The sequence below is a fragment of the Curtobacterium sp. NPDC086286 genome (assembly GCF_044746255.1).
Classification (GTDB): Bacteria; Actinomycetota; Actinomycetes; order Actinomycetales; family Microbacteriaceae; genus Curtobacterium.
The window spans coordinates 458334-484199 of sequence record NZ_JBIVBW010000001.1; the positions used below are offsets into that span (position 1 = coordinate 458334).

Below are 25866 nucleotides of genomic sequence, written 5' to 3' on the forward strand. Positions count from 1 at the left end.
TGTGACCGCGGACAGCGGTGGGGGATGCGCCGTCCAGACTCCCTCGCTATCCTGGAGCGCTGATTCGCGCGCCGACACCCCCACCCCGGCGCGGTAGGGAGAAGATCCGTGCGATTCGTCCTGGCGATCGTCAGTTTCGTCATCGGGCTGCTGCTCGTCGCCCTCGCGGTCGGCCAGCGGACCGTGTTCGAGCCACCGTCGTCGCTCGTCGCGGCATCGTCCTCGAAGAGCTCCGCCCCGGTCACCGTGATCCCGGGCTCGACGCTCAACGCCAACCCCGGCTACCAGCGCATCAACGTCTCCGGCTCGGGCAAGGTGTTCGCGGCCTACGGCAAGACGAGCGACGTCGACGCCTGGATCGGCGACGCGAAGCACACGACGATGCGGTTCGACGCCGAGCAGGCGAAGCTCGTCGGCCGCACGACCGGCTCCGAGTCCACCGTGCCGGACCCCGCGGGAAGCGACCTCTGGTACCAGGAGTACGACAGCGCCGGACAGTTCACCGTCCGTCTGCCCGAGGACGTCAGCGTGATCATCGTCGGCGACGGCACGACCGCGGCACCGAGCGACGTCTCGGTCACGTGGCCGCGTGACACCGCGACGCCGTCGGTCGGTCCGCTCCTCGTCGCCGGTGGCGTGTTCCTCGTCGGCGGCATCGTCCTGCTCGTCTGGGCGTTCGTGCACCAGCGTCGTGGCCGTGGACCCCGCCGCCGCAGCGGGGGCTCCCGTCCGCCGCGCGTGCGTGCTTCGCGCCGTGCCGCGGCCGCCGGCGCCCAGGTACCGGTCCGCGGTCGTCGCGGGCGCCGGGCGTTCGTGGCGATCCCGGTCCTGCTCGTCGGGGCCCTCGGTCTCGCCGGCTGTTCGTCCGACTACTGGCCGCAGGGGGCGTCCGCGGCCAGCCCGACGCCCACCGCGACGGCGACCGGGACGGCTGCGCAGACCGAGCCGACCGCCGCCACGAAGCAGCAGATCACCCGGATCGTCCAGCGGGTCGCGTACGTGGCGAAGCGTGCCGACGACGCTCGCGACGCGAAGCTCGCCGAGCAGCGCTTCACCGGTGCGGCCCTCGACCTGCGCGCGGCGAACTACACGATCCGCGGCAAGGACTCGGACGTCGACGCCCCGCCGACGATCTCGGGGGAGCAGGTGTGCGTGGCGCTGCCGCAGCAGACCGACTCGTGGCCGCGCACCGTGTTCGCGGTCGTCGCCGAGGACTGCGACGCGAAGTCGGCCCCGCAGGCGTTGACGCTCGTGCAGGACTCCGCCCGCGACGACTACAAGGTCGCCTACGACGTCTCGCTCGAGGCCGCGGCGAAGATCCCGAGCCTCGCGCCCACGTCGATCGGTGCCGCCCTGCTCGCGTCGAACACGAAGCTGCTCGCCATCGCACCCGACGAGATCGCGAAGGCGTACGGCGACATCCTCTCGAAGGACAAGGACAGCTCGTACGCGTCGCTGTTCCAGGCGGACGGCGACGGCCTCCGGTCGACCATCGGCAAGGCCTACAAGGACAAGAAGTCCGAGTCGCTGCCGGACACCGCGAAGATCGAGTACTCGTCCGAGGTCCCCGACGACAGCGCCGTGGCGATCGCGACGGACGGTGCCGGAGCGCTCGTGTCCGCCGACCTGAACGAGGTCGAGAAGGTCACGCCGACCGCGGCCGGCGCCGAGGTGAACACCGAGGGTGCTGTGAAGGCGCTTTCCGGTGTCGACTCCAGCACGAAGGGCATCAGCGCGACCTACGGCGTGCAGCTGCTCTTCTACGTGCCCCCGGTGGGCACCGATGACAAAGTGGTCCTGCTCGGGTTCACGCAGGGCCTGACAGCAGCGAGTGAGGTGCAATGACCAACGTCCCCCCGACCCCGTCCGGTCTCCGCGGAGCCGTCGACCTGTCGTCCCTGGTGGACCGCGCCCAGCGGCCGCCCCAGCCCGGCGGGGCCGCTGCCGGCGGCCCCGGGTCCGGCGTCGCCGCCGGTGCTCCCGGCAGCGAGACCGGTGCCGACCTGACCGTCCCGTCGCTCGTCCTCGACGTGACCGACCAGACCTTCCAGGACGTCCTGCAGCTCTCCACGATCGTCCCCGTGATCGTCGACATCTGGGCCGAGTGGTGCGGGCCGTGCAAGCAGCTCTCGCCGATCCTCGAGCAGCTCACCGCCGAGTACGACGGCCGTGTGCTGCTCGCCAAGGTCGACGCCGACACGAACCCGCAGCTCGTGCAGGCGTTCCAGGCGCAGTCGATCCCGACCGTGGCCGCGCTCATCGGCGGACGCCCCCTCGGGCTCTTCGTCGGTGCGCTGCCCGAGGCGCAGGTCCGCGATGTCTACGAGCAGGTCCTCGCAGCAGCCGCCGAGAACGGTGTCTCCGGCCGCGTCACGGTCGACGGAGCGGCCGCGGCCGACGCCGTCGAGCAGGGCGAGCCCGAGCCGGAGCCGCTGCCGCCGCACCACCAGGCCGCGTACGACGCGATCGAGCAGGGCGACTACGCCACCGCGATCCACGAGTACAAGACCGCGATCGCGCAGGACCCGCACGACCAGATGGCCGTCGCCGGGCTCGCACAGGTGTCGCTGCTCGACCGGCTGAACGGCCGCACCGCCGACGACATCCGGGCTGCTGCGGCCGCCGGGACCTCCGACGTGCAGGCGCAGCTCGCGGTCGCCGACCTCGACATCTCGGGCGGGCACGTCGACGACGCGTTCGGCCGGCTGCTCGACCTCGTCCCGACGGTGTTCGGGGACGAGCGCGAGGCGCTCCGCGTGCGGCTCGTCGAGTACTTCGAGCTGATCGGCACCGAGGACCCGCGCGTGGTCGCCGCGCGCCGGCGTCTGGCGAGCGCGCTGTACTGAGCGCCAACGCGTCGGCGTGGGGCGCGCCTGGCGCGCCAGGCGCGCCAGGCGCGCCGGCGCAGGCGTCGAACCACGAAACCGACGTCGAACCACGGTCGCACCCTGGTTCGACGTCGGTTTCGTGGTTCCACACCGTGGTTCTGCGCCGCGGTCGTGGTCGCGATCGGGACGCGACCGCACGACGGACGGGAGGCGCGGTGCCAGCCGGCACCGCGCCTCCTGTCCGTCGTGTGCGCGGGGCTAGCGCGCCAGCTTCAGCCAGACCGCGCCGAGCGGCGGCACCACGAGGTGCGCGGACGCCGGACGCCCCGCCCACGGGGTGTCCTCGGCCGTGACCACGCCGAGGTTGCCCACGCCCGACCCGCCGTACTCCGCGGCATCGGTGTTGAGGACCTCGTGCCAGGCACCGGCCGCCGGCAACCCGAAGCGTCGCTCGACCGGCACGCCGGAGAAGTTCACGAACACCGCGAGCCGGTCGTCGCCGTCCTTCCGCAGGAACCCGAGCGTCGAGTGCGGTGCGTCGCCACCCTCGATCCACTCGAAGCCGTCGGCCGTGGCGTCGTGCGTCCAGAGCGCCGGCGTCTCGCGGTACACCCGGTTGAGCGAGGACACGAGGTCCTGCATACCGCGGTGCCCCGGGTCGTCGAGGAGCCACCAGTCCAGCCCGCGCGCCTCGGACCACTCGCTGGGCTGGGCGAACTCCTGCCCCATGAAGAGCAGCTGCTTGCCGGGGTGCGCCCACATGAACGCGAGGTATGCCCGCACGTTCGCGAGCTTCTGCCACTCGTCGCCGGGCATCTTGCCGTAGAGCGATCCCTTGCCGTGCACGACCTCGTCGTGGCTGATCGGCAGGGTGAACTGCTCGCTGAACGCGTACACGAACGAGAAGGTGATCTCGTCGTGGTGGTAGCTGCGGTACGCCGGGTCGCGCTCGATGTACTGCAGGGTGTCGTGCATCCAGCCCATGTTCCACTTCTGGCCGAACCCGAGACCGCCCGCGCTGGTCGGCTGCGTGACGCCCGGCCACGAGGTGCTCTCCTCGGCGATCATCACGATGCCCGGGTAGCGCTTGTACGCGGTGGCGTTCGTCTCCTGCAGGAAGGAGATCGCCTCGAGGTTCTCGCGTCCGCCGTGGATGTTCGGCAGCCACTCGGTGCGCGAGTAGTCGAGGTAGAGCATCGAGGCGACGGCGTCCACGCGGAGCCCGTCGATGTGGAACTCCTCGAGCCAGTAGAGCGCGTTCGCGACGAGGAAGTTGCGGACCTGCGGCTGCCCGAAGTCGAACACGTACGTGCCCCAGTCGAGCTGCTCGCCACGACGGGGGTCCGGGTGCTCGAACAGCGCGTAGCCGTCGAACTTCGCCAGGGCCCACTCGTCCTTCGGGAAGTGCCCGGGGACCCAGTCCATGATCACGCCGATGCCGGCGGAGTGCAGGCGGTCGACGAGGTACCGGAGGTCGTCGGGGGAGCCGAACCGGGCCGTCGGGGCGTAGTAGCCCGTGACCTGGTAGCCCCACGATCCGCCGAAGGGGTGTTCGGCGAGCGGCAGGAACTGCACGTGGGTGAAGCCCGTGTACTGGACGTGGCCGATGAGCTGGTCGGCGACCTCGGGGTAGGACAGCCCCGGACGCCACGAACCGAGGTGGACCTCGTAGACGCTCATCGGACGGTCGTGCGTGGTCGTCCGTGCCCGGTGCTCCATCCACTGCGCGTCGCCGTCGGACCACTCGTGGTGCGACTCGTCGATCACGGAGGCGGTCAGCGGCGGGACCTCGGTCCGCCGGGCGAACGGGTCGGCCCGCTCCACCCAGCCGGAGTCGGTGAGGAGCTGGAACTTGTACCGCTGACCGACGAGGGCGCCGGGCCAGAACAGCTCCCAGACACCGAGGTCGGTCAGGCGACGCATCGCGGTGGTGCGGCCTTCCCAGCCCTCGAAGTCACCGATCACCCGGGCTGCGGTCGCCCGCGGGGCCCAGAGCGTGAACGAGACGCCGTCCACGCCGTCGACCGTGGTGACGTGCGCGCCGAGGTGGTGCCACAGCTGCTCGTCACGGCCCTCGCCGAAGAGGTGCAGGTCGAGCTCGCCGATCGTCGGGGGGAACCGGTACGCGTCGTCGGTCGTCCAGGTGATGTCGTCGCTGTCGGTCGACGGGTCCGGGTCGTAGTCGGCCTCGACCCGGTACCGTCCGAGCTCGCCGGGGGTCGCGCCGGCCCAGAGGCCGTCGCCCTCGTGCGTGAGCTCGACGTCGTCGCCGTCCGGTCGGACGATCCGCACGGCGGTCGCGAGGTGGCGGACCACCCGGACGCTCGTGCCGCCGTCGACGGGGTGCGGTCCGAGGACGTCGTGGGGCTGGGACCAGCGGGCCTCGGCGACCTGCTGGCGGAGCCACTCCTCGACGGGGGCGGGACGCGGGCCGGTCGTCTCCGGCGCGGTGTCGGTCGGACGGGAGGCGCGGGTCGACCCCGCCTCGCTCGTCGCGGCGAGCGGGCTGCCGCCTTCGCTGGTGGGCGCGTCCGCCCCGTCGCCGGGGCCGTCCGTGTCGCCCGCGTCGGCCGACGTCGTGACGCCGGTCGCGCCTCCTGTGCCGTCACCGGCGGCCGCGGACCGCTCGACGGACTCGACCGCCTCGACCGTGACGTGCCGCGGATGGGCCGCGTCGGACGCGTGTCCCGCGAGCGTGGCCGACTCGGCGACGTCGCGGTCCGGCGCTTCCCGTCGGGCCGGGGGTGCACCGGGCAGGTCCTCGCCGGGCGCCGAGACACGCGGCTCGTAGCGGGGGGTCGCAGGCTCCGGGGAGGCGGACGGACGCGGTCCTCCGGCTGCCGGCGGCTCCGGTGCGACGTGCTGTGCCGGGTGCGTCGGGCGCGGGGTGTCGGCCGGCATGCGGCGGGGCAGCACGGGCGGCGGAGGCGGCGGCACCGGCGGAACGCTCGGCCCCTGCCCCCGGTCGTTCGGCGCTGCCGTCGGTGCGTCGTCCTCGGGGTGGGTGTCGGTCATCGGTGGGGTCCCTCCACGACGAGCAGGTGCACGGGTTCCTGGAACGCGTCCAGGCGGACGTAGTTCGACGATCCCCAGACCCAGCGCTGGCCGGTGACGACGTCGCGGACGTCGAACGCCTGCTCCGGGTCGAGGCCGAGGGCGGCGAGGTCGAGGTGGACCGTGGTCTCACGGGCCGAGTGGGGGTCGACGTTCGCGACGACGATCACGGTGTCGTCGCGCCCGGAGCGGATGAACCGTCCGGGCAGGTGCTTGGAGTACACGACGATCGCCGGGTCCTCGGCGTCGTGCACGTGCAGGTTCCGGAGCTGGCGGAGCGCCGGGTGCGCCTGCCGGAAGCGGTTGAGCATCGTCACGTACGGCGCCAGGCTCGCGCCCTCGGCCTCGGCCAGGGCGAAGTCACGCGGCTTGTACTCGTACTTCTCGTTGTCGATGTTCTCTTCCGAGCCGGGGCGTGCGACGTCCTCGAACAGCTCGTACCCGGAGTACATGCCCCACGTCGGCGCACCGGTGGCCGCGAGCGCCGCACGGATCTTGTACCCGGCGCGGCCGCCGAACTGCAGGTACTCGGTGAGGATGTCGGGCGTGTTCACGAACAGGTTCGGACGCAGGTACGCGCTCGTCTCGTGCGAGAGCTCGTCGAAGTAGTCGGCGATCTCGTCCTTCGAGTTCCGCCACGTGAAGTACGAGTACGACTGCTGGAACCCGACCTCGGCGAGGGCGCGCATCATCGCCGGGCGCGTGAACGCCTCGGCGAGGAACACGGTGTCGGGGTGCTCGTCGCGGATCTCGCGGATGACCCGCTCCCAGAACCAGAGCGGCTTGGTGTGCGGGTTGTCCACGCGGAAGATGCGGATGCCGAGCGCGATCCAGTGGCGCAGGACCCGCAGGACCTCGGCGACGAGCCCCTCGGGGTCGGTGTCGAACTGGATCGGGTAGATGTCCTGGTAGCGCTTCGGCGGGTTCTCGGCCGTGGCGATGGAGCCGTCCGCGCGCACCGTGAACCACTCGGGGTGCTCGGTGACCCAGGGGTGGTCGGGCGAACACTGCAGGGCGAAGTCGAGCGCGACCTCCATCCCGGTGTTCTTCGCCGTCTCGACGAAGTCGCGGAAGTCGTCCTCGGTGCCGAGGTCCGGGTGGATGGCGTCGTGCCCGCCGTCGGGGCCGCCGATGGCCCACGGGCTGCCGGGATCGTGCGGGCCGGGGGTGAGCGTGTTGTTCGGACCCTTGCGCGCGGTCGTGCCGATGGGGTGGATCGGCGGGAGGTACACCACGTCGAAGCCCATGCGCGCGACGCCCGGGAGCCGCCGTGCCGCGGTGCGGAAGTCGCCGCTCTTCCACGAGCCGTCGGGGTTCTTCTTCGCGCCTTCGCTGCGGGGGAAGAATTCGTACCATGCGCCGACACCGGCGCGGGTGCGCTCGACGTCGAGCAGCTGCGTGGGCGAGTGCGTCCGGAGCGAGGTGAGCGGCGCTTCTTCGACCTCGCCCGTGATGCGCGGGTCGTCGACGGCGGCGAGTCGTTCGGCCGGGTCGAGGTCGGTGTCGCGGATGCGCGCCGCAGCACGCGTGGCGGCGGGGGAGTCGGTCTCGTCGGCGAGTCGGTCGAGGAGCGCCGCCCCGTCGAGCAGGGTGGCCTCGGTGTCGACGCCCGCGGCGATCTTCAGGCGGGCACCGTGCAGCCAGGACGACCAGTCGTCGGCGTAGGACTCGACGTGCCACGTCCACACACCGGTGTGGTCGACCTGGACGGTCGCTTCGTAGCGGTCGGTGCCCGGGGCGACGAGCGCCATCGGGACGGTCCTGGTGCCGCCGTCCGGTCGTTCGAGGACGAGGTCGGCGCCGATGACACCGTGCCCTTCGCGGAAGACGGTCGCACCGAACGTGATCACCTCGCCGTCGAACGCCTTGCCGGGGAACCCGTTGGGCGTCGTGGGGGCGAGCTCGGTGATCGGGATGCGCCCGATCTTCGGTCGGCGGGGTCGGTCTGCAGTGGCCACGGAGCCGACGCTACCCGGCGAGCGCCTCCGCGTTCCCCGGAACGTGCCGTCCGTGGAGACCCGGGCGCGCCGTGGCGCTGTGGAGGAGCACCGCGCGACCGTCGTGCCGGAGCCGACCCGCGCCTCCTGGACGGGCCGCCGTCAGGCGATCTCGAACACGTGGATGCCCGGCCCGTACGCCGTGAAGACCTGACCCGCGGGCCGGAGCCGCTCGTGGTCGCGGTGCTTCTCGCTGGACCAGGCGAGCCGGTACCCGAGCACGTCCTCGCGCACGGGCAGCGTCATGTCCCGCGTGCGCCCGCTGCCGTGCACCACCACGAGGACGCGGTCGAACGGCTCGTGCTCCGGCGTCGACTCGACGAAGTACTGCAGCGCGCGGTGGATCGGCTGGTCCCACCCCTCGGCCGTCATCGGGTGGCCGTCGGGCCCGTACCAGGACATCCGGGACGCGCCGGGGGTCTCCTGTCCCTCGACGCCGAACCGGGTCGGCCGGAGCGCGGGGTGCGCGGCGCGGAGCCGTGCGAGTGCGGAGACGGCCTCGGTCATGGCCTCGGCGTCCTCGTCGTCCGACCAGTCGACCGGGGTGAGGTCCTCGGACACGACGTAGGCGTTGTTGTTGCCGTGCTGCGTCCGGCTCCGCTCGTCGCCGGCGGTGAGCATCGGCACGCCCGCGGAGAGCATGAGCGTCGCGACGAGGTTCCGCATCGACCGGCCCCGCGCCGCCCGCACGCCGCGGTCGGCGGTGTCGCCCTCGATGCCGTGGTTGAACGAGCGGTTGTCGTTCGAGCCGTCGCGGTTCTCCTCGCCGTTCGCCTCGTTGTGCTTGCCGTCGTACGACACCAGGTCGAGCAGGGTGAAGCCGTCGTGGGCGGTGACGAAGTTGATGCCGGCGAGCGGCCCGCGTGCCGTGTCGAAGAGGTGGCGCGAGCCCGTCAGGGCCCCGGCGAGCGCGCCGATGCCGGTGGCGGGGGCGCCGTGGCGTCGCTCCTCGGCGATGTCGGTGAGCCAGAACTGCCGCACGGTGTTCCGGAAGCCGTCGTTCCACTCGCTCGTCCGCGCGCCGAACGAGCCCGTCTTCCACCCGTCCGGTCCGACGTCCCACGGTTCGGCGATGACCAGGGTGTCCTGCAGGTCCGGGTGGTTCCGGATCCGCTCGAGCAGCGGGTGCGACGGGTCGAACACGTGGTCGGCGTCGCGGCCGAGCGCCGCCATGAGGTCGAACCGGAACCCGTCGACCTGCACCTCGCGCGCCCAGTAGCGCAGGCTGTCGACGATGAGGTCGGCCGTGGCCTCGACCGAGGTGTCGAGGGTGTTCCCGCAGCCGGTGGTGTCGTAGTACGAGGCGCCGTCGGCGGTCCACCGGTAGCGGTTCGCCCCGTCGATGCCCCGGAGCGAGGTCGTCGGGCCGCCGATGCCCTCTTCTGCGGTGTGGTTGTAGACGACGTCGAGGACGACCTGGATCCCGGCGGCGTGCAGGAGTCGGACCATGCCCTTGAACTCGCGCAGCACCGCGGAGGCACCCTCGGCCCGTGCACCGCGGGAGGCGTGGGCCGCGTGCGGCGCGAAGAACCCGAGCGTGTTGTAGCCCCAGGCGTTCTCGCGTCCGGCGTCCCGCAGCCACCGTTCGGTGTCGAAGGCGTGCACGGGCAGCAGCTCGAGCGTGGTCACGCCGATCCGGTGCAGGTGCGCGATGGTGCTCTCGTGGGCGACGCCGGCGTACGTGCCGCGGAGGTCCTCCGGGACGGCGGGGTTCGTCGCGGTCAGGGTCCGGACGTTCGCCTCGTAGACGACGACCCGGTCGAGCGGCGTCGTCGGCTTGACCACCCCGCCCCAGTCGAACGCGTCGTCGACCACGACACCCGTCCAGCGTGGTCCGGTGCCGCGCACGATCCCACGGGCGTACGGGTCGAGCAGCGGACGCTCCGCGTCGAACGCGTCGCGCGGACCGGCGGGACCGTCCACGAGCAGGTGGTACGTGTCCCCGGGTTCGACTCCCGGCACGGCACCCGTCCAGACGTCGCCGGACCGCGTCAGCGGGAACGTACCGCGGCCGTCGACCACGACCGACACGGCCGTCGCCGTCGCCGACCGCACCGAGAACCGCGGGACGTCGGCGGTCAGGAGGAACCCCGGGGTCTCGTCGATCGCCGTCTCGTGCATGGCACCAAGGGTACGAGGACCGACGAGTATCCTGGAAACGCTCGTTCAGGGGGTGCAGATGCCGGTCTACCTCGACCACGCCGCGACGACGCCGATCCTGCCGGAGGCGCTCGCCGCGTTCACCGCCGCGCTCGGCACCGTCGGCAACCCGTCGTCGATCCACAGCGCGGGGCAGCAGGCGAAGATGCTGCTCGAGGACGGCCGCGCCGCCGTCGCTGCCTCGCTCGACGCCGACCCGGTCGAGGTCGTCTTCACCTCCGGCGGCACCGAGAGCATCAACCTCGCCGTGAAGGGCATGTTCTGGGCGCGGCAGCAGGACCGTCCGCGCCCGCGCATCGTCGTCCCCGGCGGGGAGCACCACGCGACCGTCGACACGGTCGAGTGGCTCGAGCGCCACGAGGGCGCGGTCGTCGACGTGGTCCCGTTGGACGCACAGGGTCGCGTCGACCTGGTTGCCCTGGAGGCGCGGCTCGCCGACGCCTCGGACGTCGCCCTGGTCACGTTCCTGTGGGCGAACAACGAGGTCGGCACGATCGCGCCGGTGTCACGCATCGTCGAGCTCGCGCACGCCGCGGGCGTGCCCGTCCACAGCGACGCGGTCGCCGCGTACGGCCAGGTACCGGTGTCGTTCGCCGCCTCCGGGCTCGACGCGTTGAGCGTGTCGGCGCACAAGATCGGCGGCCCGGTCGGCATCGGCGCGCTCGTGCTCGGCCGTCGTGCGACCGTCGAGCCGCTCATCCACGGCGGCGGGCAGCAGCGCCAGGTGCGGAGCGGGACGCAGGACGCCCCGGCAGCGGCGGCCTTCGGGGTCGCGGCCTCCATGCCGCACGCGGACGTCCGGGCACTGCGGGACCGGCTCGTCGCCGGGGTCCGGGCAGCGGTGCCCACCGCGGTGCTGATGGGGGACCCGGTCGACCGGCTCCCCGGCAACGCGCACTTCACGTTCCCGGGCTGCGAGGGGGACTCGCTGCTCTTCCTGCTCGACGCCGCCGGGGTCGCGGTGTCGACCGGCTCGGCGTGCCAGGCCGGCGTGCCCGAGGCCTCGCACGTCCTGCTCTCCATGGGGCTGTCGGAGCAGGACGCCCGCGGTGCGCTCCGGATCACGCTCGGGCACACCACGACCGACGCCGACGTCGACGCGTTCCTCGCCGCGCTGCCGGACGCGGTGGCGCGCGCCGGAGCCGCGGGGATGGCGTCGAGGGAACCGCTCCTGGGACGCTGACCGGTCCACCGGGGCCGAGCCGCGCCTCCCGGGCTGGGAAGCACCGGTAGGATCGGTGATCATGGTCGAACTGGACTTCACCGAGCAGCTCTCCGCCCTCCGCGAGACCTTCGGCAACATCCGCTCGGTGGTCGACGTCGACCGCCTGCAGCGTGAGATCGCCGACCTCAGCGAGCAGGCCGGGGCCCAGGACCTCTGGGACGACGTCGAGCACGCGCAGCAGGTGACGAGCGCGCTCTCGCACCGGCAGTCGGAGCTGAAGAAGATCACCGACACCGAGCGCCGCATCGACGACCTCGAGGTGTTGGTCGAGATGGCGAACGAGGCCGACGACCAGGACTCCGCCGACGAAGCTGCCGCCGAGCTCAAGGCGATCCAGAAGACGATGGGCGACCTCGAGGTGCAGACGCTCCTCGACGGCGAGTACGACGACCGACCCGCGGTCATCACGATCCGTGCCGGTGCCGGTGGTGTCGACGCCGCGGACTTCGCCGAGATGCTGCTGCGCATGTACCTCCGCTACTCGGAGCAGCACGGCTACAAGACCACCGTGATGGACACGTCCTACGCGGAAGAAGCGGGCATCAAGTCCGCCACGTTCGAGGTCGACGCCCCCCACGCCTTCGGCACCCTGTCGGTCGAGGCCGGCACGCACCGCCTCGTCCGGATGTCGCCCTTCGGCGCCGCGGGCAAGCGGCAGACGTCGTTCGCCGCGGTCGAGGTCATCCCGCTCATGCCGGAGACCGAGTCGATCGACATCCCCGAGAACGACATCCGCGTCGACGTGTTCCGCTCGTCGGGCCCCGGTGGGCAGTCGGTCAACACGACGGACTCCGCGGTCCGCCTGACCCACATCCCGACCGGCACCGTCGTCTCGATGCAGAACGAGAAGTCGCAGATCCAGAACCGTGCCGCCGCCATGCGCGTGCTGCAGTCGCGCCTCCTGCTCCTCAAGAAGGAAGAGGAGAACGCGAAGAAGAAGGAACTGGCCGGCAACATCACGGCGAGCTGGGGCGACCAGATCCGCTCGTACGTGCTGGCGCCGTACCAGATGGTCAAGGACCTGCGGAGCGAGCACGAGGTGAACAACCCCTCAGCCGTGTTCGACGGTGACCTCGACGGGTTCATCAACGCGGGCATCCGCTGGCGCAAACAATCCGACGATTCCTGAGCCGCGCGCCTCGGTTGATTTCCGGGCGACGCGACCTACCCTGATCCGGTCATGATCAAATTCGACCAGGTCACCAAGGTGTACTCGGGCAACCCGAGCCCCGCCCTCGACGCCATCTCCCTCGAGATCCTCAAGGGGGAGTTCGTCTTCCTCGTGGGCGCGTCCGGGTCCGGCAAGTCCAGCTTCCTCCGCCTCGTGCTGAAGGAGGAGAAGCCGTCGCGCGGGCAGATCCACGTGCTCGGGCAGCGGCTCGGCGCCCTGTCGTCGCGCAAGGTCCCGTACTTCCGCCGCAACCTCGGCGTGGTCTTCCAGGACTTCCGGCTCCTGCCGAACAAGAACGTGTTCGACAACGTCGCGTTCTCGCTGCAGGTGATCGGCAAGAGCAAGGGCTTCATCAGCGAGGCCGTCACCGACGTGCTGAAGCTCGTGGGCCTCGCCGGCAAGGCGACCCGCATGCCGCACGAACTCTCCGGTGGTGAGCAGCAGCGCGTGGCGATCGCCCGTGCGGTCGTCAACAAGCCGGCGATCCTCCTCGCCGACGAGCCCACCGGCAACCTCGACCCGACGACCTCGGCCGGCATCATGGCGCTCCTCGAACGCATCAACCAGGGAGGCACCACCGTGCTCATGGCGACCCACGACGCCAGCATCGTCAACCAGATGCAGCGCCGCGTCATCGAGCTCTCGAACGGGACGATCCTGCGCGACGAGCAGTCCGGCGGCTACCAGACCCAGGCCGTGCCGATCCAGCGCGCGGGCGTCTCGAACACCACCGGCATCCAGACCATCCCGGGGATCATCCGATGAGGCTCGGGCTCGTCATGTCCGAGGTCGGCTCGGGCCTGCGGCGCAACGCGTCCATGGTCGTGTCCGTCGTCCTCGTGACCTTCATCTCGCTCACCTTCGTCGGCACCGCGATCCTGCTCCAGATGCAGATCAACCAGATGAAGGGGTACTGGTACGACCGGGCGCAGGTCGCGGTCTACCTCTGCACCGACACCGACACCACGGGCAACTGCACGGGGGCCAAGGCCACCGACGACCAGCGCAAGCAGGTCCAGGAGCAGCTCGACTCGTCGACCCTCAAGCCGTACATCGAGAAGACGTACTACGAGGACCAGGACCAGGCGTACGACCGGTTCAAGCAGCAGTTCAAGGACTCGCCGGCGACGGAGTTCGTCAAGCCCGAGTACCTCAACGAGACGTTCTGGGTGAACCTGAAGAACCCGTCGCAGGCGGACGTCCTCGTCGAGAGCCTGTCGAAGGTCGCCGGCGTGCAGAGCGTGGTCGACCAGCGCGGGTACCTGCAACCGATCTTCAACCTGCTCAACGCCTCGTCGTACACGGCGATCGGCATCGCGGCGCTCATGCTCGTCGCCGCCGTGCTGCTCATCGCGACGACCATCCGGTTGTCCGCGTTCAGTCGACGGCGAGAGCTCGGCATCATGCGCCTGGTGGGGGCGTCGAACCGGTTCATCCAGACACCCTTCGTGCTCGAGGGGGTGATCGCCGCTGCCATCGGGGCCGTCCTGGCCGGTGGCGCGATCACTGCGGTGGTCTGGTTCTTCGTGCGGAACTACCTCGCGCAGCGGTTCTCGGGCACGGCGTTCATCGGCATGGGGGACGCGGCCGTCGTGGTGCCGTCGGTGATCGTGATCGGCATCGTGCTGGCGGGACTGTCCGCCTTCGTCGCGATCCGCCGCTACCTGAAGGTCTGACGCGCCGGCGGTCGTGCTGGCCGAGTCTCGGGCCCGCGGACACTTTCGTGCCTCCGGTGCCGCGAAAGTGTCCGCGTGGCCGAGTCTCGGCGGCGGCCGACACCGGTCCGGCGCGGGCGGCGCGCCGGGAAGGTGCGGTGGGTGCCGCGCGTTGGGTAGTCTGTAGGGCTGCGCATCCGCAGCGCCCGCACGGAAGGAGACACGCATGGCGAAGGAACGCGGCGAGAAGATCGTGGCGACGAACCGTCGCGCGCGTCACGACTACCTGATCGAGGACACGTACGAGGCCGGCATGGTGTTGTCCGGCACCGAGGTGAAGTCCCTCCGCGAAGGGCGCGCCTCGCTCGTCGACGGGTACGCCTTCATCGACGGCGGCGAAGCCTGGCTCGACGCCGTGCACATCCCCGAGTACACCGAGGGCACGTGGAACAACCACGCTCCCCGGCGCAAGCGGAAGCTGCTCCTCCACAAGCAGCAGATCGTGAAGATCTCGCACAAGACGGCGCAGGGCGGCTACACCCTCGTGCCGCTGCAGATCTACTTCCACGACGGCCGGGCCAAGGTGGAGATCGCGGTCGCGAAGGGCAAGCGGGAGTTCGACAAGCGCCAGGCCCTGCGCGAGAAGACGGACAAGCGCGAGGCCGAGCGGGCCATGCGCACCCGGAACCGCGTCGGCGAGTAGCGCCGGTGCAGCTCGGTCGGCTAGACTGAGGGACTGCTCCGATCGGAGCATTGGCAACTCAAGAGCGCGACAGCGGTTCGCACGTCCGGCCCGCATGGGGATGATCGGTTTCGACATTGCCTGTGTGCCGACGGGAAGCGGGCCGAGGACCCACGGTCATCTCGTCAACGATCCGTGGAAAACAACAAGTGCCAATTCCAAGCGCACTGACTTCGCTCTCGCTGCGTAAGCAGCCCAGCACATGAAGTCCGTCGGCCAGGTGATCGTCTTCTAACCTGAGTTCCGGCGTCATCCAGAGGACTTGCTGCACGGTTGCGCCTCAGGGCCGTGCGGGACTTGCACTGAGACTGGGCCCGTCGTCCTAGAAGCCGGTAGCAAAGGACGGGGCCGAGCAGAACGAACCATCCGGATACGCCCGTAGAAGACGTCGAATTGCAGCGATGGACGGGGGTTCGATTCCCCCCATCTCCACCATTCGCCGGACGCCGCACCGCTGTCACGCACTGCCACACCGAACGCCCCGACACCGTCCCCGGACGATGCCGGGGCGTTCGCTGTCCCGCCACCTCCGAGGACTACGATCCGCAGCAGGCGCGGGAACACGCCCGTGCCCACGAACGGGAGGTCCACGTGGTGCAGGAGATCGCGATCCGAGTCCGACTGCGAGAGCAGGAGCGAGTGGTGCTCGCCGACTACGAGCGGGCGGTGGCCTCGGTCGCGACCGTCGCTGCGCTGGCCGCGTGGCTGCCGACGCCGGACGCCCGGCTGGTCATCCGCGGGCGTGGAGCCGAGCCGGTCCGCCTCGAGACGGTGACGTACGGCTCGGTGATCGAGATGCTCGTCGTGCTCGACCAGCGGTCCGCAGCCGTCGAGCGTGGGGCTGCCGCGATCGCCGCGCTCATCGAGTCCGTGCGGCACGAGCACGTCGAGGACGACGTGTCCGGTGTGGCCGGCGAGCTCGACCGCCTCGACCGTTCGGCGCCGCGGGGTCGTTCGGTGGTCGAACGGTCGCTCCGTGCCTTCCTCGAGGGTGCCCGAGCCGACGTGCTCGCCCGGAAGACGACGACCCGCGTCCGGGCAGCCCAGGCGCTCGTCCGGCTCGCCGAGGACGGTGCGTCGATCGTCGTCGAGCGGGTGGAGGACGCGCTCGCGCCGACGCTCGAGGAGCACGAGGTCGACGTCCTCGCCGACACGGGGAGCGCGGTGGTGGTCGAACCCGTCGACGGGGTGGAGTCGCCCGAGCCCGAGCCGGACAAGAAGGGCAAGCAGAAGTCCGACAAGAAGAAGTCCGGCAAGAAGCAGGACGCGAAGAAGAAGTCGGACAAGAAGTCGGACAAGAAGCACGACGACAAGAAGAAGTCGGACAAGAAGAGCAAGAAGAAGCGCGACAAGAAGTAGCCTGAGGGCTTGTACAGCACGTTTGTTTCCATTGTGTTAAACAATCCGACCAAAGTGCTGTCACGGTGCCAGAGTCGATGAGCGCAGCCCCCGTCCGAGGGGCGGCGCTCATCGACAGGAGCAACAGTGGCTACAACGACACAGGCGCTGCCGGACTCCGGCCTCAAGCGCAACGTCGGCTTCATCGGGCTCATCTGGGCCTCGACGGGGTCGATCATCGGCTCCGGCTGGCTCTTCGGTTCGCAGGAGGCCCTGAAGACCGCCGGGCCCGCCGCGATCATCTCGTGGCTCATCGGTGGCGTGGCGATCCTCGTCCTCGCACTCGTGCACGCCGAGCTCGGCGGCATGTTCCCGATCGCGGGTGGAACAGCGCGGTTCCCCCACATCGCCTTCGGCGGCATCGCCGGAGCCTCCTTCGGGTGGTTCTCGTGGCTGCAGTCCGTGACGGTCGCCCCGATCGAGGTCGAGGCGATGATCAAGTACGCGCAGCACTGGCAGTTCGCCCACCCGTGGCTGCACACCGTGGTCATCGAGGGTGAGACCCAGCAGTTGCTGACCGGCGCCGGGATCGCGGTGGCGATCGTCCTGATGGCCGTCGTCACGGTGATCAACATGCTCAGCGTGAAGATCCTCGCGAACACGAACTCCGCGGCGACCTGGTGGAAGGTCGCCATCCCCTTGCTGGTCATCATCGTCCTGGCGTTCAGCGGGTTCCACGGCTCGAACTTCACCGCGGCGGACGGCTTCATGCCCGAAGGTGCGAAGGGCATCCTCGCCGCGGTGTCGACGTCGGGCATCATCTTCGCGTTCCTCGGCTTCGAGCAGGCGGACCAGCTCGCCGGCGAGGCCAAGAACCCGAAGCGCGACATCCCGCGCGCCGTCATCGGCTCGGTGCTCATCGGGCTCGTGATCTACCTGCTGCTCCAGATCGTGTTCCTCGGCGTCCTGCGCTCCGACGCGATCCAGGGCTCGTGGGCGACCGCGGACTTCACGAAGTACACCGGACCGTTCGCCGACATCGCGATGGCGGCCGGCATCACCTGGCTCGCCGTGGTCATCTTCATCGACGCGATCATCTCGCCCGCCGGCACCGGCCTCATCTACGTGACGGCCACGAGCCGCATCTCGTACGGGCTCAGCCGCAACGGGTACTTCCCGAAGGCCTTCGAGTGGACGACGAAGCAGGGCGTTCCCTGGGTCGGCCTCATCGTGGCGTTCGTCGTCGGGTGCGCGTGCTTCGCACCGTTCCCGTCGTGGCAGGGGCTGGTCAGCCTCATCACGAGTGCGTCCGTCCTGATGTACGCGGGTGCACCGTTGGCCCTCGGCGCGTTCCGGAAGCGGATCCCCGAGGTCGAGCGCCCCTACCGGATGCCGGCCGCGACGCTGCTCTCACCGATCGCGTTCGTCGTCGCGAACCTCATCATCCTCTGGACCGGGTGGGACACCGACTGGAAGCTCGGGGTCGCGATCCTCATCGGTGCCGTGGTGATCATCCTGAACAACGTGTTCCGCGGCGCCTCGAGCGTCCGCCCGCGCTGGGACTGGAAGGCGGCCCAGTGGCTGCTGCCGTACCTGATCGGCATGGGGCTCATCGTGTTCCTCAGCGACTTCGGTCCGCTGACGCACCCGGTGTTCCCGCTGTGGATCGACATCGTCGTGGTGGCGGTGTTCTCCCTGGTGATCTACTACTGGGCGATCAACTCGGCGTCCGACCGCGACGAGATCCTCCGCACCGCCGAGGACGTCCGCGACGTCGAGGAGAGCGGCGTCGTGGAGCCCGTCCACCACTAGGACCCGCGCCACGGGGCGCGCGGTCTCAGAAGTCGAACAGGTTCTCCCGGATGCCTCCGGCGCCGTACTCCCGTCGCAGGAGCCCACGGCGCCGGAGCACCGGCACGAGGTCGCCGAGCATCCGGTAGACCTGCGCCGGGTGCAGGTCGCCCGAGAAGATGATGCCGTCGTTGTCGGCGTCCGCGCCGAGCTCCTCGATGAAGTCCGCGAACTCGTCGGCGGTCCCGACGAAGCCCTCGCGCGAGGACACCCGACCCTTCCGGGCCTTGCGTTCGAGGAGCGTGCGCAGCGGTGCGTCGGGGGTGTCGCCGACGAGGCCGCGGATGGTGCCGGCCGAGACGTGGTCGCCGAACGTCCCCGCCGGTATCGGCGCATCGAGGTCGAGCGCGAGCAGGTCCGTCTCGGAGTCGCTCGACCACGCGATCGCCGCGGTGCGGAGGTCGTCGTCGGACGGGTGCCGGGAGGCGGCGACGACGCGGTCCGCCTCGGCCGCCGACGACACGATCTCGGGCTTGAGCACGAACAGGATCCGCAGCGCGTTCGCGGTGCGTCCGGCGTCGGCCGCGGCGGAGAGCACCCGCGCGCGGTAGTCCCGCACGGCCGCCGCGGACAGCGGTGCGAGCGCGAGCTGCACGTCCGAGTGCGTTCCGGCGAACCCGAGCCCCCGGCCGGAGCCGCCGGGGGAGACCACGATCGGGTCGGAGTCGAGCGGGAGGGCGTTGAGCGGGCCGTCCGCGGTGAAGTACGCGCCCTCGTGGTGGAACGCATCGAGGGCGTCGCCGTCGGCGAAGTGCCAGTCGGAGCGGTCCCCGACGTACCCGGAGCCCCACGAGTGCCAGAGCCGCCGCACCAGCTGCAACCACTCCTCGGCGCGGTCGTACGCGGCGTCGTGCGGGAGCGGAGCGATCCCGGCGTGCCGAGCGCTCCCGGTGTCCGTCACGACGTTGACGCCGAAGCGGTCGCCGGAGAGGTGCGCGAGCGTCGCGAACTGCCGTGCGGCGAGGTACGGCGGGGTGAACCCGGCGTTCACGGTCGGGGCGAACCCGATGTGCGAGGTCGCGGCGAACAGGTACGGCGCGAGCAGGAGCGGGTCGTGCTTCGGGCCGCCGTACGCCTGCCGGATCCGCAGGTCGAGCGTCGACGGGTTGCCGAGCGAGATGGCGTCCTCAGCGATGACGAGGTCCATGCCGGCCTGCTCGAGGGCGCGGACGGACTGCTGGTACAGGTCGGGCTTCGTCCAGTCGTGCCCCCAGTCCCAGTCGGACCGGCCCCACGCCTGCGGGCCGAACCCGCGCGAGAAGAAGTACCCGAAGTGCTGCAGTCCGGCCATTGCCTAGAGTTCCTCCGCGATGACGTGGTTGCCGGGAACGGCGTGTTCGAGGGAGGCGAGCTCCGAGTCGGAGTCGACCCGCGCCTCCTGGCCCGCCCTCGCGCCGCGCAACGCGGCGAACCCGCGCGACAGGTCGCGGACCAGGTCCGCGACGTCCTCGATGCCGACCGACAGGCGGATGAGGCCGTCGTCGATGCCCTGGTCGGCGCGCTCCTGGGGCGTCTTGCCGGCGTGCGTCGTGGTGGCGGGGTGCAGGATCAGCGAGCGGACGTCACCGAGGTGGGTCATCCGGCTGAACAGCTGGACGCTGTCGATGAAGGTCCGCGCCGCGGCTTCGCCGCCGTCCAGCGTGAACGCGAAGACGGACCCGGCACCGCGCGGCAGGTAGCGCTGGGCGAGGTCGTGGAACGGGCTGGAGGCGAGACCCGCGTAGTCGACGCTCGTCACCTCCGGCTGCTGCTCCAGGAAGGACGCGACAGCCAGCGCGTTCGCGCTGTGGCGTTCCACGCGCAGCGACAGCGTCTCGATGCCCTGGCGGAGCAGGAAGGAGTTGAAGGGGGAGGGCGTCGGGCCGATGCGCGAGGCGACGACGTCGCGTGCGAAGACGACGAACGCGCGGCTGCCGTAGCGCTCGAAGTAGCTCTCGCCGCCGAGCGACCGTTCCGGGCTGGTCAGGTGCACCCAGCGGTCCGGGGACGCCGACCAGTCGAAGGTGCCGCCGTCGACGACCACGCCGCCGAGCCCGGCACCGTGGCCGGAGAGGAACTTCGACGCCGAGTGGACGACGATGTCGGCGCCGTGGTCGACCGGACGCACGAGGTACGGCGTCGCGAGGGTGTTGTCGACGATGAGCGGCACACCCGCACGGTGCGCGGTGTCGGCGACGCCGGTGATGTCGAGGACGTCGTTCTTCGGGTTCGGGATCGTCTCGGCGAAGAAGGCCTTCGTGTTCGGGCGGACGAGTCGCGCCCACTCGTCGAGGTCGCGCTGGTCCGCGACGAAGTCGACCTCGATCCCGAGGCGTCCGAGGTTCTGCACGAGCAGGCCCTTGGTGCCCTCGTAGATGCTGCGCGCCGCGACGACGTGGTCGCCGGCCTGCAGGATGCCGAGGAACGCGACGGTGGCGGCGGCCTGCCCACTGCCCACCAGGATCGCCTCGACGCCGCGCTCGAGCAGCGCGACCCGGCGCTCGACGTCGGCGTTCGTGGGGTTGCCGAGCCGCGTGTAGGTGTAGCCGTCGTCGGTCCCGGCGAAGCGGTCGCGGGCCTGGTCGAAGTCGTCGAACAGGAAGCCCGAGGACATGTGGATCGCGGGGACCCTCGCTCCGTGGCCCTGGTCGGGCTGGAACCCGCCGTGCACCTGCTCGGTCGCGAAACCGTGCGCCTCGTCCGTCACGGGACACCTCCTGCCGTCGTCGTGCCGGTACTCTCGCAGGCTTCCCTCCGCGGTTCCCGTTTGCGGCGTTCCGTTACGGCGGGTCCCGCGCACACCCGGTGCGGTCGGACTGGCAGGGTGGGGGCATGGTGGACGAGGACGCGACCCTGATCATCCGCGACGTGCGACCGTGGGGAGGGGAACGGGCCGACGTGGTCGTCACCGGCTCCCGCACCACCGCGGTCACACCCCCGGGCACCGTCCCGGCCGGCAGCGCGACCGAGGTGCAGGGTCGTGGGCAGCTCGCGCTCCCCGGGCTGGTGAACACGCACGCGCACGTCGACAAGAGCTGGTGGGGCCACACGTGGGAGTCGTACGGCGGCGAGGGCGGGACCCAGGGCAGGATCGCCCACGAGCGCGCCCGGCGTGACGCCCTCGGGATCCCGGGCGAGGCCGTCGCGACCAGGGTCCTGCGGGAGTCGCTCCGCACCGGCACCACCCGGGTGCGCACCCACGTGGACGTCGACCTCGGCGTCGGACTCCGGGGCATCGAGGCCGTCCGCGCCGCGGGTGCTGCGCTCGACGACGCGGTCGAGCTGTCGATCGTGGCGTTCCCGCAGGACGGGGTGCTCCGGCGCCCCGGCGTGCTCGACCTGCTGCGCCGTGCGGCGGAGGGCGGAGCGGACCACATCGGCGGCCTCGACCCGTCGCTCATCGACCGCGACCCCGTCGGTCACCTCGACGGCCTGTTCGACATCGCCGCCGACACCGGGTGCGGGATCGACGTCCACCTGCACGAGCCCGCCGAGCTCGGGGCGTTCTCGTTCGACCTGATCCTCGACCGCGTCGAGCGGCTCGGCATCGCGCCCGGCAGGATCAACGTCGCGCACGGCTTCGCGATCGTCGACGTCGACCCGGTCCGGCGCCGCGACCTGCTCGCCCGGATGGCGGGCCTCGGGGTCACGATGACGACGGTCGCGCCGGTGCGCATGAAGCAGCTGCCGCTGCACGAGTTCGACGACGCGGGGGTGCGGTTCGGCTTCGGCACCGACGGTATCCGCGACCTGTGGAGCCCCTACGGCGACGGCGACCTGCTCGGCATCGCGTGGCAGTACGCGCGGGCCGGCGGGGTGGTGCGGGACGAGGACCTGGTGCGGGTGGTCGAGATCGCGTCGCGCGACGGCGCACGGTTCGTCACCGACGAGGAGCACGACATCGTCGCCGGTGCGCGTGCGGACGTCGTCCTGGTCGACGCGGAGAACCCGATGGACGCGCTGGTGCGCCGCGTGCCGCGGTCCCTCGTGGTGGCCGGTGGGCGGGTCATCGACCCGGCGGAGCTGGCGCAGCGCCCCTGGGAGTAGCGCGGCGGGCGGCGGGCGCGGCGCAGTTCGCGCGGCGATCGCGACACTGCACCCGTCGATCGACGCGTGTCACGTCGGAAGGTGCGCACGCACCGGACTGGAGGCGCGGGTCGGCGCCGACCCGCGCCTCCAGTCCGGTGTCAGTCGCGGTGCGCGACCGTGGCGACCACCGCGGCCAGGCGTGCGGGCAGCCCGGGCGCGAGGCCGTCGGGCAGTGCGTCGAGGGCGAACCACCGGACGTCGTCGCTCTCGTCGCTGACGGTGGTCGCCCGAGCGGGATCGACCACGGCGACGAAGCCGACGTCCCAGTGCGCGGCGCAGGCGAAGCCCCCGTGCAGGTCGTGACGGTCGAGGTCGGCCACGGAGGCGTCGAGCAGGTCGAGGTCGGCGATGCCCGACTCCTCGCGGGCTTCGCGACGGGCGGCCTCGGCGAGGTCGCGGTCGCCCGGTTCGAGGTGCCCACCGAACTGCACCCAGAACCGGCCCTTGCGGTGCAGGCACAGCAGCACGCTCCCGAGGTCGGGCGAGAACACGAAGCACGACGCGGTGAGGTGCTCCGGGCCGCCGTCGCGTCGGAGTGCCGCGTCGCCGTGGGTCCGCACGAACGCGAGGAAGCGGTCGCGGTGCGGGGCGGTCGTCGCGGCGAGGGCGGTGGTCACGTCGTCGAGGTGCATCGTCGTCATCCTCGCAGCGTTGTCGCGCGCGCGGGGTTGCGACAACGTCGATGTCGTACGACAGCGGGCTCGTCGTTGCCGCGCGTGCGCAACTGTTGCGCGCGCGGGGGTGCGACGACGTCGATGTCGTACGACAGCGACGATGTCGTTGCGAGTCAGCCCGCAGCCCGCAGCCCGCAGCCCGCAGCTCGCAGCCCGCAGCCCGCAGCCCGCAGCCCGCGGCCCGCCGCCCGCCGCACGCGTCAGAACAGCGCGCGCACCCCGTCGGAGACGGTCGCCCACACCTCGAGCAGCGGACCACGCGCAAGCCACACCGCGGCGGCGTTCACGGCGACGAACAGCACGAACCACACCGTCGCCGGCACCCGCATCTCGGCCGCGGCGATGTGGAAGTCGGTCTGCACACGGGCCCCGGTCGCGAGCCACCGGGCGACCTGCACCACCGAGCGCAGCCCGTCCACGACGAAGAACGCCCCGACCGCGGCGACGACGAGCACGGTGGTCTCGGACGGGCGCAGGGCGACCCAGAGCGCGAGCGCGTCGAAGCCGAGGACCACGAGGATCCCGAACCAGTTCCGCACGAACGCGAGCGCGACGAGCCCGACGACGCCGAGGACCACGACGGGCACCCACCTCGACCCGTGCAGCACCCCGGTCACGAGCAGCACGCCGGCCCAGAGCGGCGCGCTGTAGCCGGCGTACAGGTTCACGATCCGCACGAGCCACCGGATCGCACCGGGGACCCGGCCGAGCTGGACCCAGGCCTCGCCCGAGCCGTCCGGGTGCAGCTCGATGCGCTGGATGCGTCCGCCGAACGGCACGACGACGACGGCGTGCCCGACCTCGTGCGCGATCGTCGCGGCGATGCGCGCCACCCGGCAGACGAACGGCACGAACGGCAGGACCGCGCCCACGAGGAGCGCGACGACGACGAGGGGCGGGGCTGCGGTGGTCAAGGGACCAGGATCGCAGCACCGCCCGTGACGAACCCGGCAAGACCCTGGGGGAGCAACGACGGCACCAGCGTCGCGGCGATCACGATGACCGTCGCGACGATGGCGAGCGCCGTGAGGACGGCGAGGAACACCGTCAGGCGGTTGAAGCGCGTGTGCCTGGCTATTCGACCGTCACCGACTTGGCGAGGTTCCTCGGCTTGTCCACGTCGCACCCCAGCTGGAGCGCGAGTTCGCGGGCGAGCATCTGCAGCGGGACGACGGCCTCGAGCGGACCCCACGGTGCGGTCGCCCGACCCCAGGCGAGGTCGCCGACGATGCGACGGCCGAGTGCGGGGATGTCCGACCCCTCGCCGCCGATCGTGATGACGAACCCGCCGCGGGCACGGACCTCGGCGATGTTCGCCTGCAGTCGGTGGTCGCCGTGGTCGATGACGACGACCGGGGTGCCCTCGTCGACGAGGGCGAGCGGGCCGTGCTTCAGCTCGCCGGCCGGGTAGGCCTCGGCCCAGCGGTAGCTGAGCTCCTTGAGCTTGAGCGCGCCCTCGGCCGCGTAGGGCAGCCCGGCGCCGCGGCCGAGGAAGAGGAAGCCGGTCGCGTCCTTGACGCTCGAGACGAGCAGCGGGATGCGGTCGGCGGCGATCGCGGCGGCGTGGTCGATGCGGGCGGGGAGGTCGGAGAGCTCGCCGACGAGCGCGGCCGCGCGTTCGCCGTCGATCCGACCCGAGGCGACGAGCGCGGAGATCACCGCGGCGACGCCGACGACGACCTGCGCGGTGAACGTCTTCGTCGCGGCGACACCGATCTCCGGGCCGGCGTGGCAGTCGAGCACGGCGTCCGCCCGGCGGGCGAGGGACGAGTGCACGTTGTTCGTGAGGGCGAGCACCGGGTGCCGGTCCTCGAAGCGGTCGAGCGCGCGGAGGACGTCGGCGGTCTCGCCGGACTGGCTGATGGCGACCACGAGCGTGTCCGGGCCGAGCACCGCCTGGTCGGCTTCGCTCGCGACGACGATGTCCGTCGGCACGCCGCCGATGCCGCGCAGCGCGGTGGCGATCACCTGCCCGGCGTTGAGCGAGGTGCCGCACGCGACGATCGCCAGTCGGTGGAACCCGGGGAGCCCCAGGCCGACCCACATGCTGCCGTCGGCGGCCCGGCGGGCGACCCGGTCGAGGATCGAGGCGACGACCTCGGGCTGCTCCTCGATCTCCTTCGCCATGTGGTCCGGGTGGTCGCCGAGGTCGAGCGCGGTCGCGGCGAACGGGGACGGCGTCGGGAAGGGGACGGGGACCGTGACGCCGGAGGACGACCACGTCCAGGCCTCGCCGAGTTCGACGACGTCGCCGTCGCGGAGCGCCACGAAGGTCTCGCACCACTCGGCGATCGCCCCGATGTCGCTCGCCACGAAGTCGCCGCGGGCGGACCGTGCGACGACGAGGGGGGAGCGCTCGGCGGCGACGACCATGCGGCCGTCCCGGGCGTCGAGCACCACGATCGCCCACGAGCCCTCGAGCTGCGCGGTCGCGATCTGCACCGCGAGCATGAGGTCCGGGTCCACCGCGAGCGCCCGCTCGACGAGGTGCGCGATGACCTCGGAGTCGACGTCCGACGAGAACACGTGGCCCTGGCGCTCGAGCGTCGCACGGAGCCGGTCGGCGTTCTCGACGATGCCGTTGTGCACGATGCTGATCCGGCCGGAGCAGTCGGCGTGCGGGTGCGCGTTCGCCTCGCGGACCACGCCGTGCGTCGCCCACCGGGTGTGCCCGATGCCGACCCCCGTCAGCGCGTCGCCGGAGCGTGCGGCGACGAGCGTGCGCAGGTCACCGACGCGCGACACGGACCGGATGGTCTCGGTGCCGCCGTGGGCGGTCCGGACGGCGATGCCCGCCGAGTCGTACCCGCGGTACTCGAGTCGTTCGAGTCCGTCGAGCAGGTAGGGGGACGCGTCGTCGGTGACGCGGGCCGCGATGATGCCGCACATCTGGTTTCCCTTCGGGTGGGAGGAGCAGCTCGGGTGGGGGAGGGAGGAGCCTTGCGGCACCGACCGCCGTCGGGTCTGCCGTGCGTCCGGTCCGCCGGCCCGGGCCGCCGCCCGTCCTCGGATCAGGCGAGGACGGACGACGGCGTTCGTGGGCCGACGGTTCGGGTACCGGACGGGGTACCACGGGCGGGCTCCCGGAGGAGCACGGCGGTCG

Annotated in this window: 19 protein-coding genes and 1 other RNA gene; 11 read left to right on the plus strand and 9 right to left on the minus strand. The window is 71.4% G+C overall.

Features of this window, described 5'->3' with window-relative positions; translation table 11 throughout:
* The first annotated feature begins 108 nt into the window (after positions 1-108).
* Both ACIPKM_RS02260 and ACIPKM_RS02265 read left to right on the plus strand, forming a co-directional pair.
* Entirely contained in the window at positions 109-1845 is a 1737-nt protein-coding gene (locus ACIPKM_RS02260) for a hypothetical protein (RefSeq protein WP_402736084.1), read from the plus strand.
* Positions 1842-2846, plus strand: a complete 1005-nt coding sequence (locus tag ACIPKM_RS02265; protein ID WP_402736085.1) for a tetratricopeptide repeat protein — start codon at positions 1842-1844, stop codon at positions 2844-2846. The genes ACIPKM_RS02260 and ACIPKM_RS02265 overlap by 4 nt, the downstream gene beginning before the upstream one ends.
* A 240-nt stretch (positions 2847-3086) precedes the next feature.
* Here ACIPKM_RS02265 and glgB read toward each other — a convergent pair whose 3' ends face one another.
* From glgB to ACIPKM_RS02280, 3 genes are all read right to left on the minus strand, one after another.
* On the minus strand, positions 3087-5843 hold the full coding sequence (glgB, locus tag ACIPKM_RS02270) for a 1,4-alpha-glucan branching protein GlgB (protein WP_402736086.1): 2757 nt from the start codon (positions 5841-5843) through the stop codon (positions 3087-3089).
* Positions 5840-7840, minus strand: coding sequence for an alpha-1,4-glucan--maltose-1-phosphate maltosyltransferase (locus ACIPKM_RS02275; RefSeq protein WP_261647054.1), 2001 nt, complete (start codon positions 7838-7840; stop codon positions 5840-5842). The genes glgB and ACIPKM_RS02275 overlap by 4 nt, the downstream gene beginning before the upstream one ends.
* A gap of 141 nt (positions 7841-7981) precedes the next feature.
* Positions 7982-10000 carry a glycogen debranching protein gene (locus ACIPKM_RS02280; RefSeq protein ID WP_402736087.1) on the minus strand — a complete coding sequence of 673 codons (2019 nt, stop codon included), beginning with the start codon at positions 9998-10000 and terminating at the stop codon, positions 7982-7984.
* A 58-nt stretch (positions 10001-10058) separates the two neighbouring features.
* On the opposite strand from ACIPKM_RS02280, the gene ACIPKM_RS02285 reads away from it, so the two are divergent.
* From ACIPKM_RS02285 to ACIPKM_RS02320, 8 genes are all read left to right on the plus strand, one after another.
* Positions 10059-11222 (plus strand): cysteine desulfurase family protein, encoded by a 1164-nt coding sequence (locus tag ACIPKM_RS02285; protein WP_071302200.1) that lies wholly within the window; start codon positions 10059-10061, stop codon positions 11220-11222.
* A gap of 61 nt (positions 11223-11283) precedes the next feature.
* Positions 11284-12393, plus strand: a complete 1110-nt coding sequence (gene prfB / locus ACIPKM_RS02290; RefSeq protein WP_070419094.1) for a peptide chain release factor 2 — start codon at positions 11284-11286, stop codon at positions 12391-12393.
* A gap of 51 nt (positions 12394-12444) precedes the next feature.
* A complete protein-coding gene (gene ftsE, locus ACIPKM_RS02295) occupies positions 12445-13200 on the plus strand; it encodes a cell division ATP-binding protein FtsE (RefSeq protein WP_070416382.1) in 756 nt (251 codons plus the stop codon).
* A complete protein-coding gene (ftsX, locus tag ACIPKM_RS02300; protein ID WP_070416381.1) occupies positions 13197-14111 on the plus strand; it encodes a permease-like cell division protein FtsX in 915 nt (304 codons plus the stop codon). The genes ftsE and ftsX overlap by 4 nt, the downstream gene beginning before the upstream one ends.
* A gap of 205 nt (positions 14112-14316) precedes the next feature.
* Positions 14317-14793: an SsrA-binding protein SmpB gene (gene smpB / locus ACIPKM_RS02305; protein ID WP_022907777.1), complete on the plus strand. Its 477-nt coding sequence runs from the start codon at positions 14317-14319 to the stop codon at positions 14791-14793.
* 96 nt (positions 14794-14889) lie between these two features.
* Positions 14890-15267: a transfer-messenger RNA gene (gene ssrA / locus ACIPKM_RS02310) on the plus strand.
* A gap of 156 nt (positions 15268-15423) precedes the next feature.
* Entirely contained in the window at positions 15424-16191 is a 768-nt protein-coding gene (locus ACIPKM_RS02315; RefSeq protein WP_402736088.1) for a hypothetical protein, read from the plus strand.
* Positions 16192-16317: 126 nt separating this feature from the next.
* Entirely contained in the window at positions 16318-17982 is a 1665-nt protein-coding gene (locus tag ACIPKM_RS02320) for an APC family permease (RefSeq protein WP_070416379.1), read from the plus strand.
* A gap of 25 nt (positions 17983-18007) precedes the next feature.
* On the opposite strand, the gene ACIPKM_RS02325 is transcribed toward ACIPKM_RS02320, so the two are convergent.
* On the minus strand, positions 18008-19312 hold the full coding sequence (locus ACIPKM_RS02325; protein ID WP_071296169.1) for an LLM class flavin-dependent oxidoreductase: 1305 nt from the start codon (positions 19310-19312) through the stop codon (positions 18008-18010).
* Positions 19313-19315: 3 nt separating this feature from the next.
* Positions 19316-20707 (minus strand): O-acetylhomoserine aminocarboxypropyltransferase/cysteine synthase family protein, encoded by a 1392-nt coding sequence (locus ACIPKM_RS02330; protein ID WP_071296170.1) that lies wholly within the window; start codon positions 20705-20707, stop codon positions 19316-19318.
* Positions 20708-20832: 125 nt separating this feature from the next.
* On the opposite strand from ACIPKM_RS02330, the gene ACIPKM_RS02335 reads away from it, so the two are divergent.
* On the plus strand, positions 20833-22047 hold the full coding sequence (locus tag ACIPKM_RS02335; protein WP_071296171.1) for an amidohydrolase family protein: 1215 nt from the start codon (positions 20833-20835) through the stop codon (positions 22045-22047).
* Positions 22048-22187: 140 nt separating this feature from the next.
* On the opposite strand, the gene ACIPKM_RS02340 is transcribed toward ACIPKM_RS02335, so the two are convergent.
* The 4 genes from ACIPKM_RS02340 to glmS all read right to left on the minus strand — a co-directional run bounded on the left by ACIPKM_RS02340 (position 22188) and on the right by glmS (position 25652).
* Positions 22188-22730 (minus strand): NUDIX domain-containing protein, encoded by a 543-nt coding sequence (locus ACIPKM_RS02340; protein ID WP_254790912.1) that lies wholly within the window; start codon positions 22728-22730, stop codon positions 22188-22190.
* 233 nt (positions 22731-22963) lie between these two features.
* Positions 22964-23677 (minus strand): M50 family metallopeptidase, encoded by a 714-nt coding sequence (locus tag ACIPKM_RS02345; RefSeq protein ID WP_071296172.1) that lies wholly within the window; start codon positions 23675-23677, stop codon positions 22964-22966.
* Positions 23674-23808, minus strand: coding sequence for a hypothetical protein (locus tag ACIPKM_RS02350; protein WP_302847773.1), 135 nt, complete (start codon positions 23806-23808; stop codon positions 23674-23676). The genes ACIPKM_RS02345 and ACIPKM_RS02350 overlap by 4 nt, the downstream gene beginning before the upstream one ends.
* A 29-nt stretch (positions 23809-23837) precedes the next feature.
* A complete protein-coding gene (gene glmS / locus ACIPKM_RS02355) occupies positions 23838-25652 on the minus strand; it encodes a glutamine--fructose-6-phosphate transaminase (isomerizing) (protein WP_071296173.1) in 1815 nt (604 codons plus the stop codon).
* Between the last annotated feature and the right edge of the window lie 214 nt (positions 25653-25866).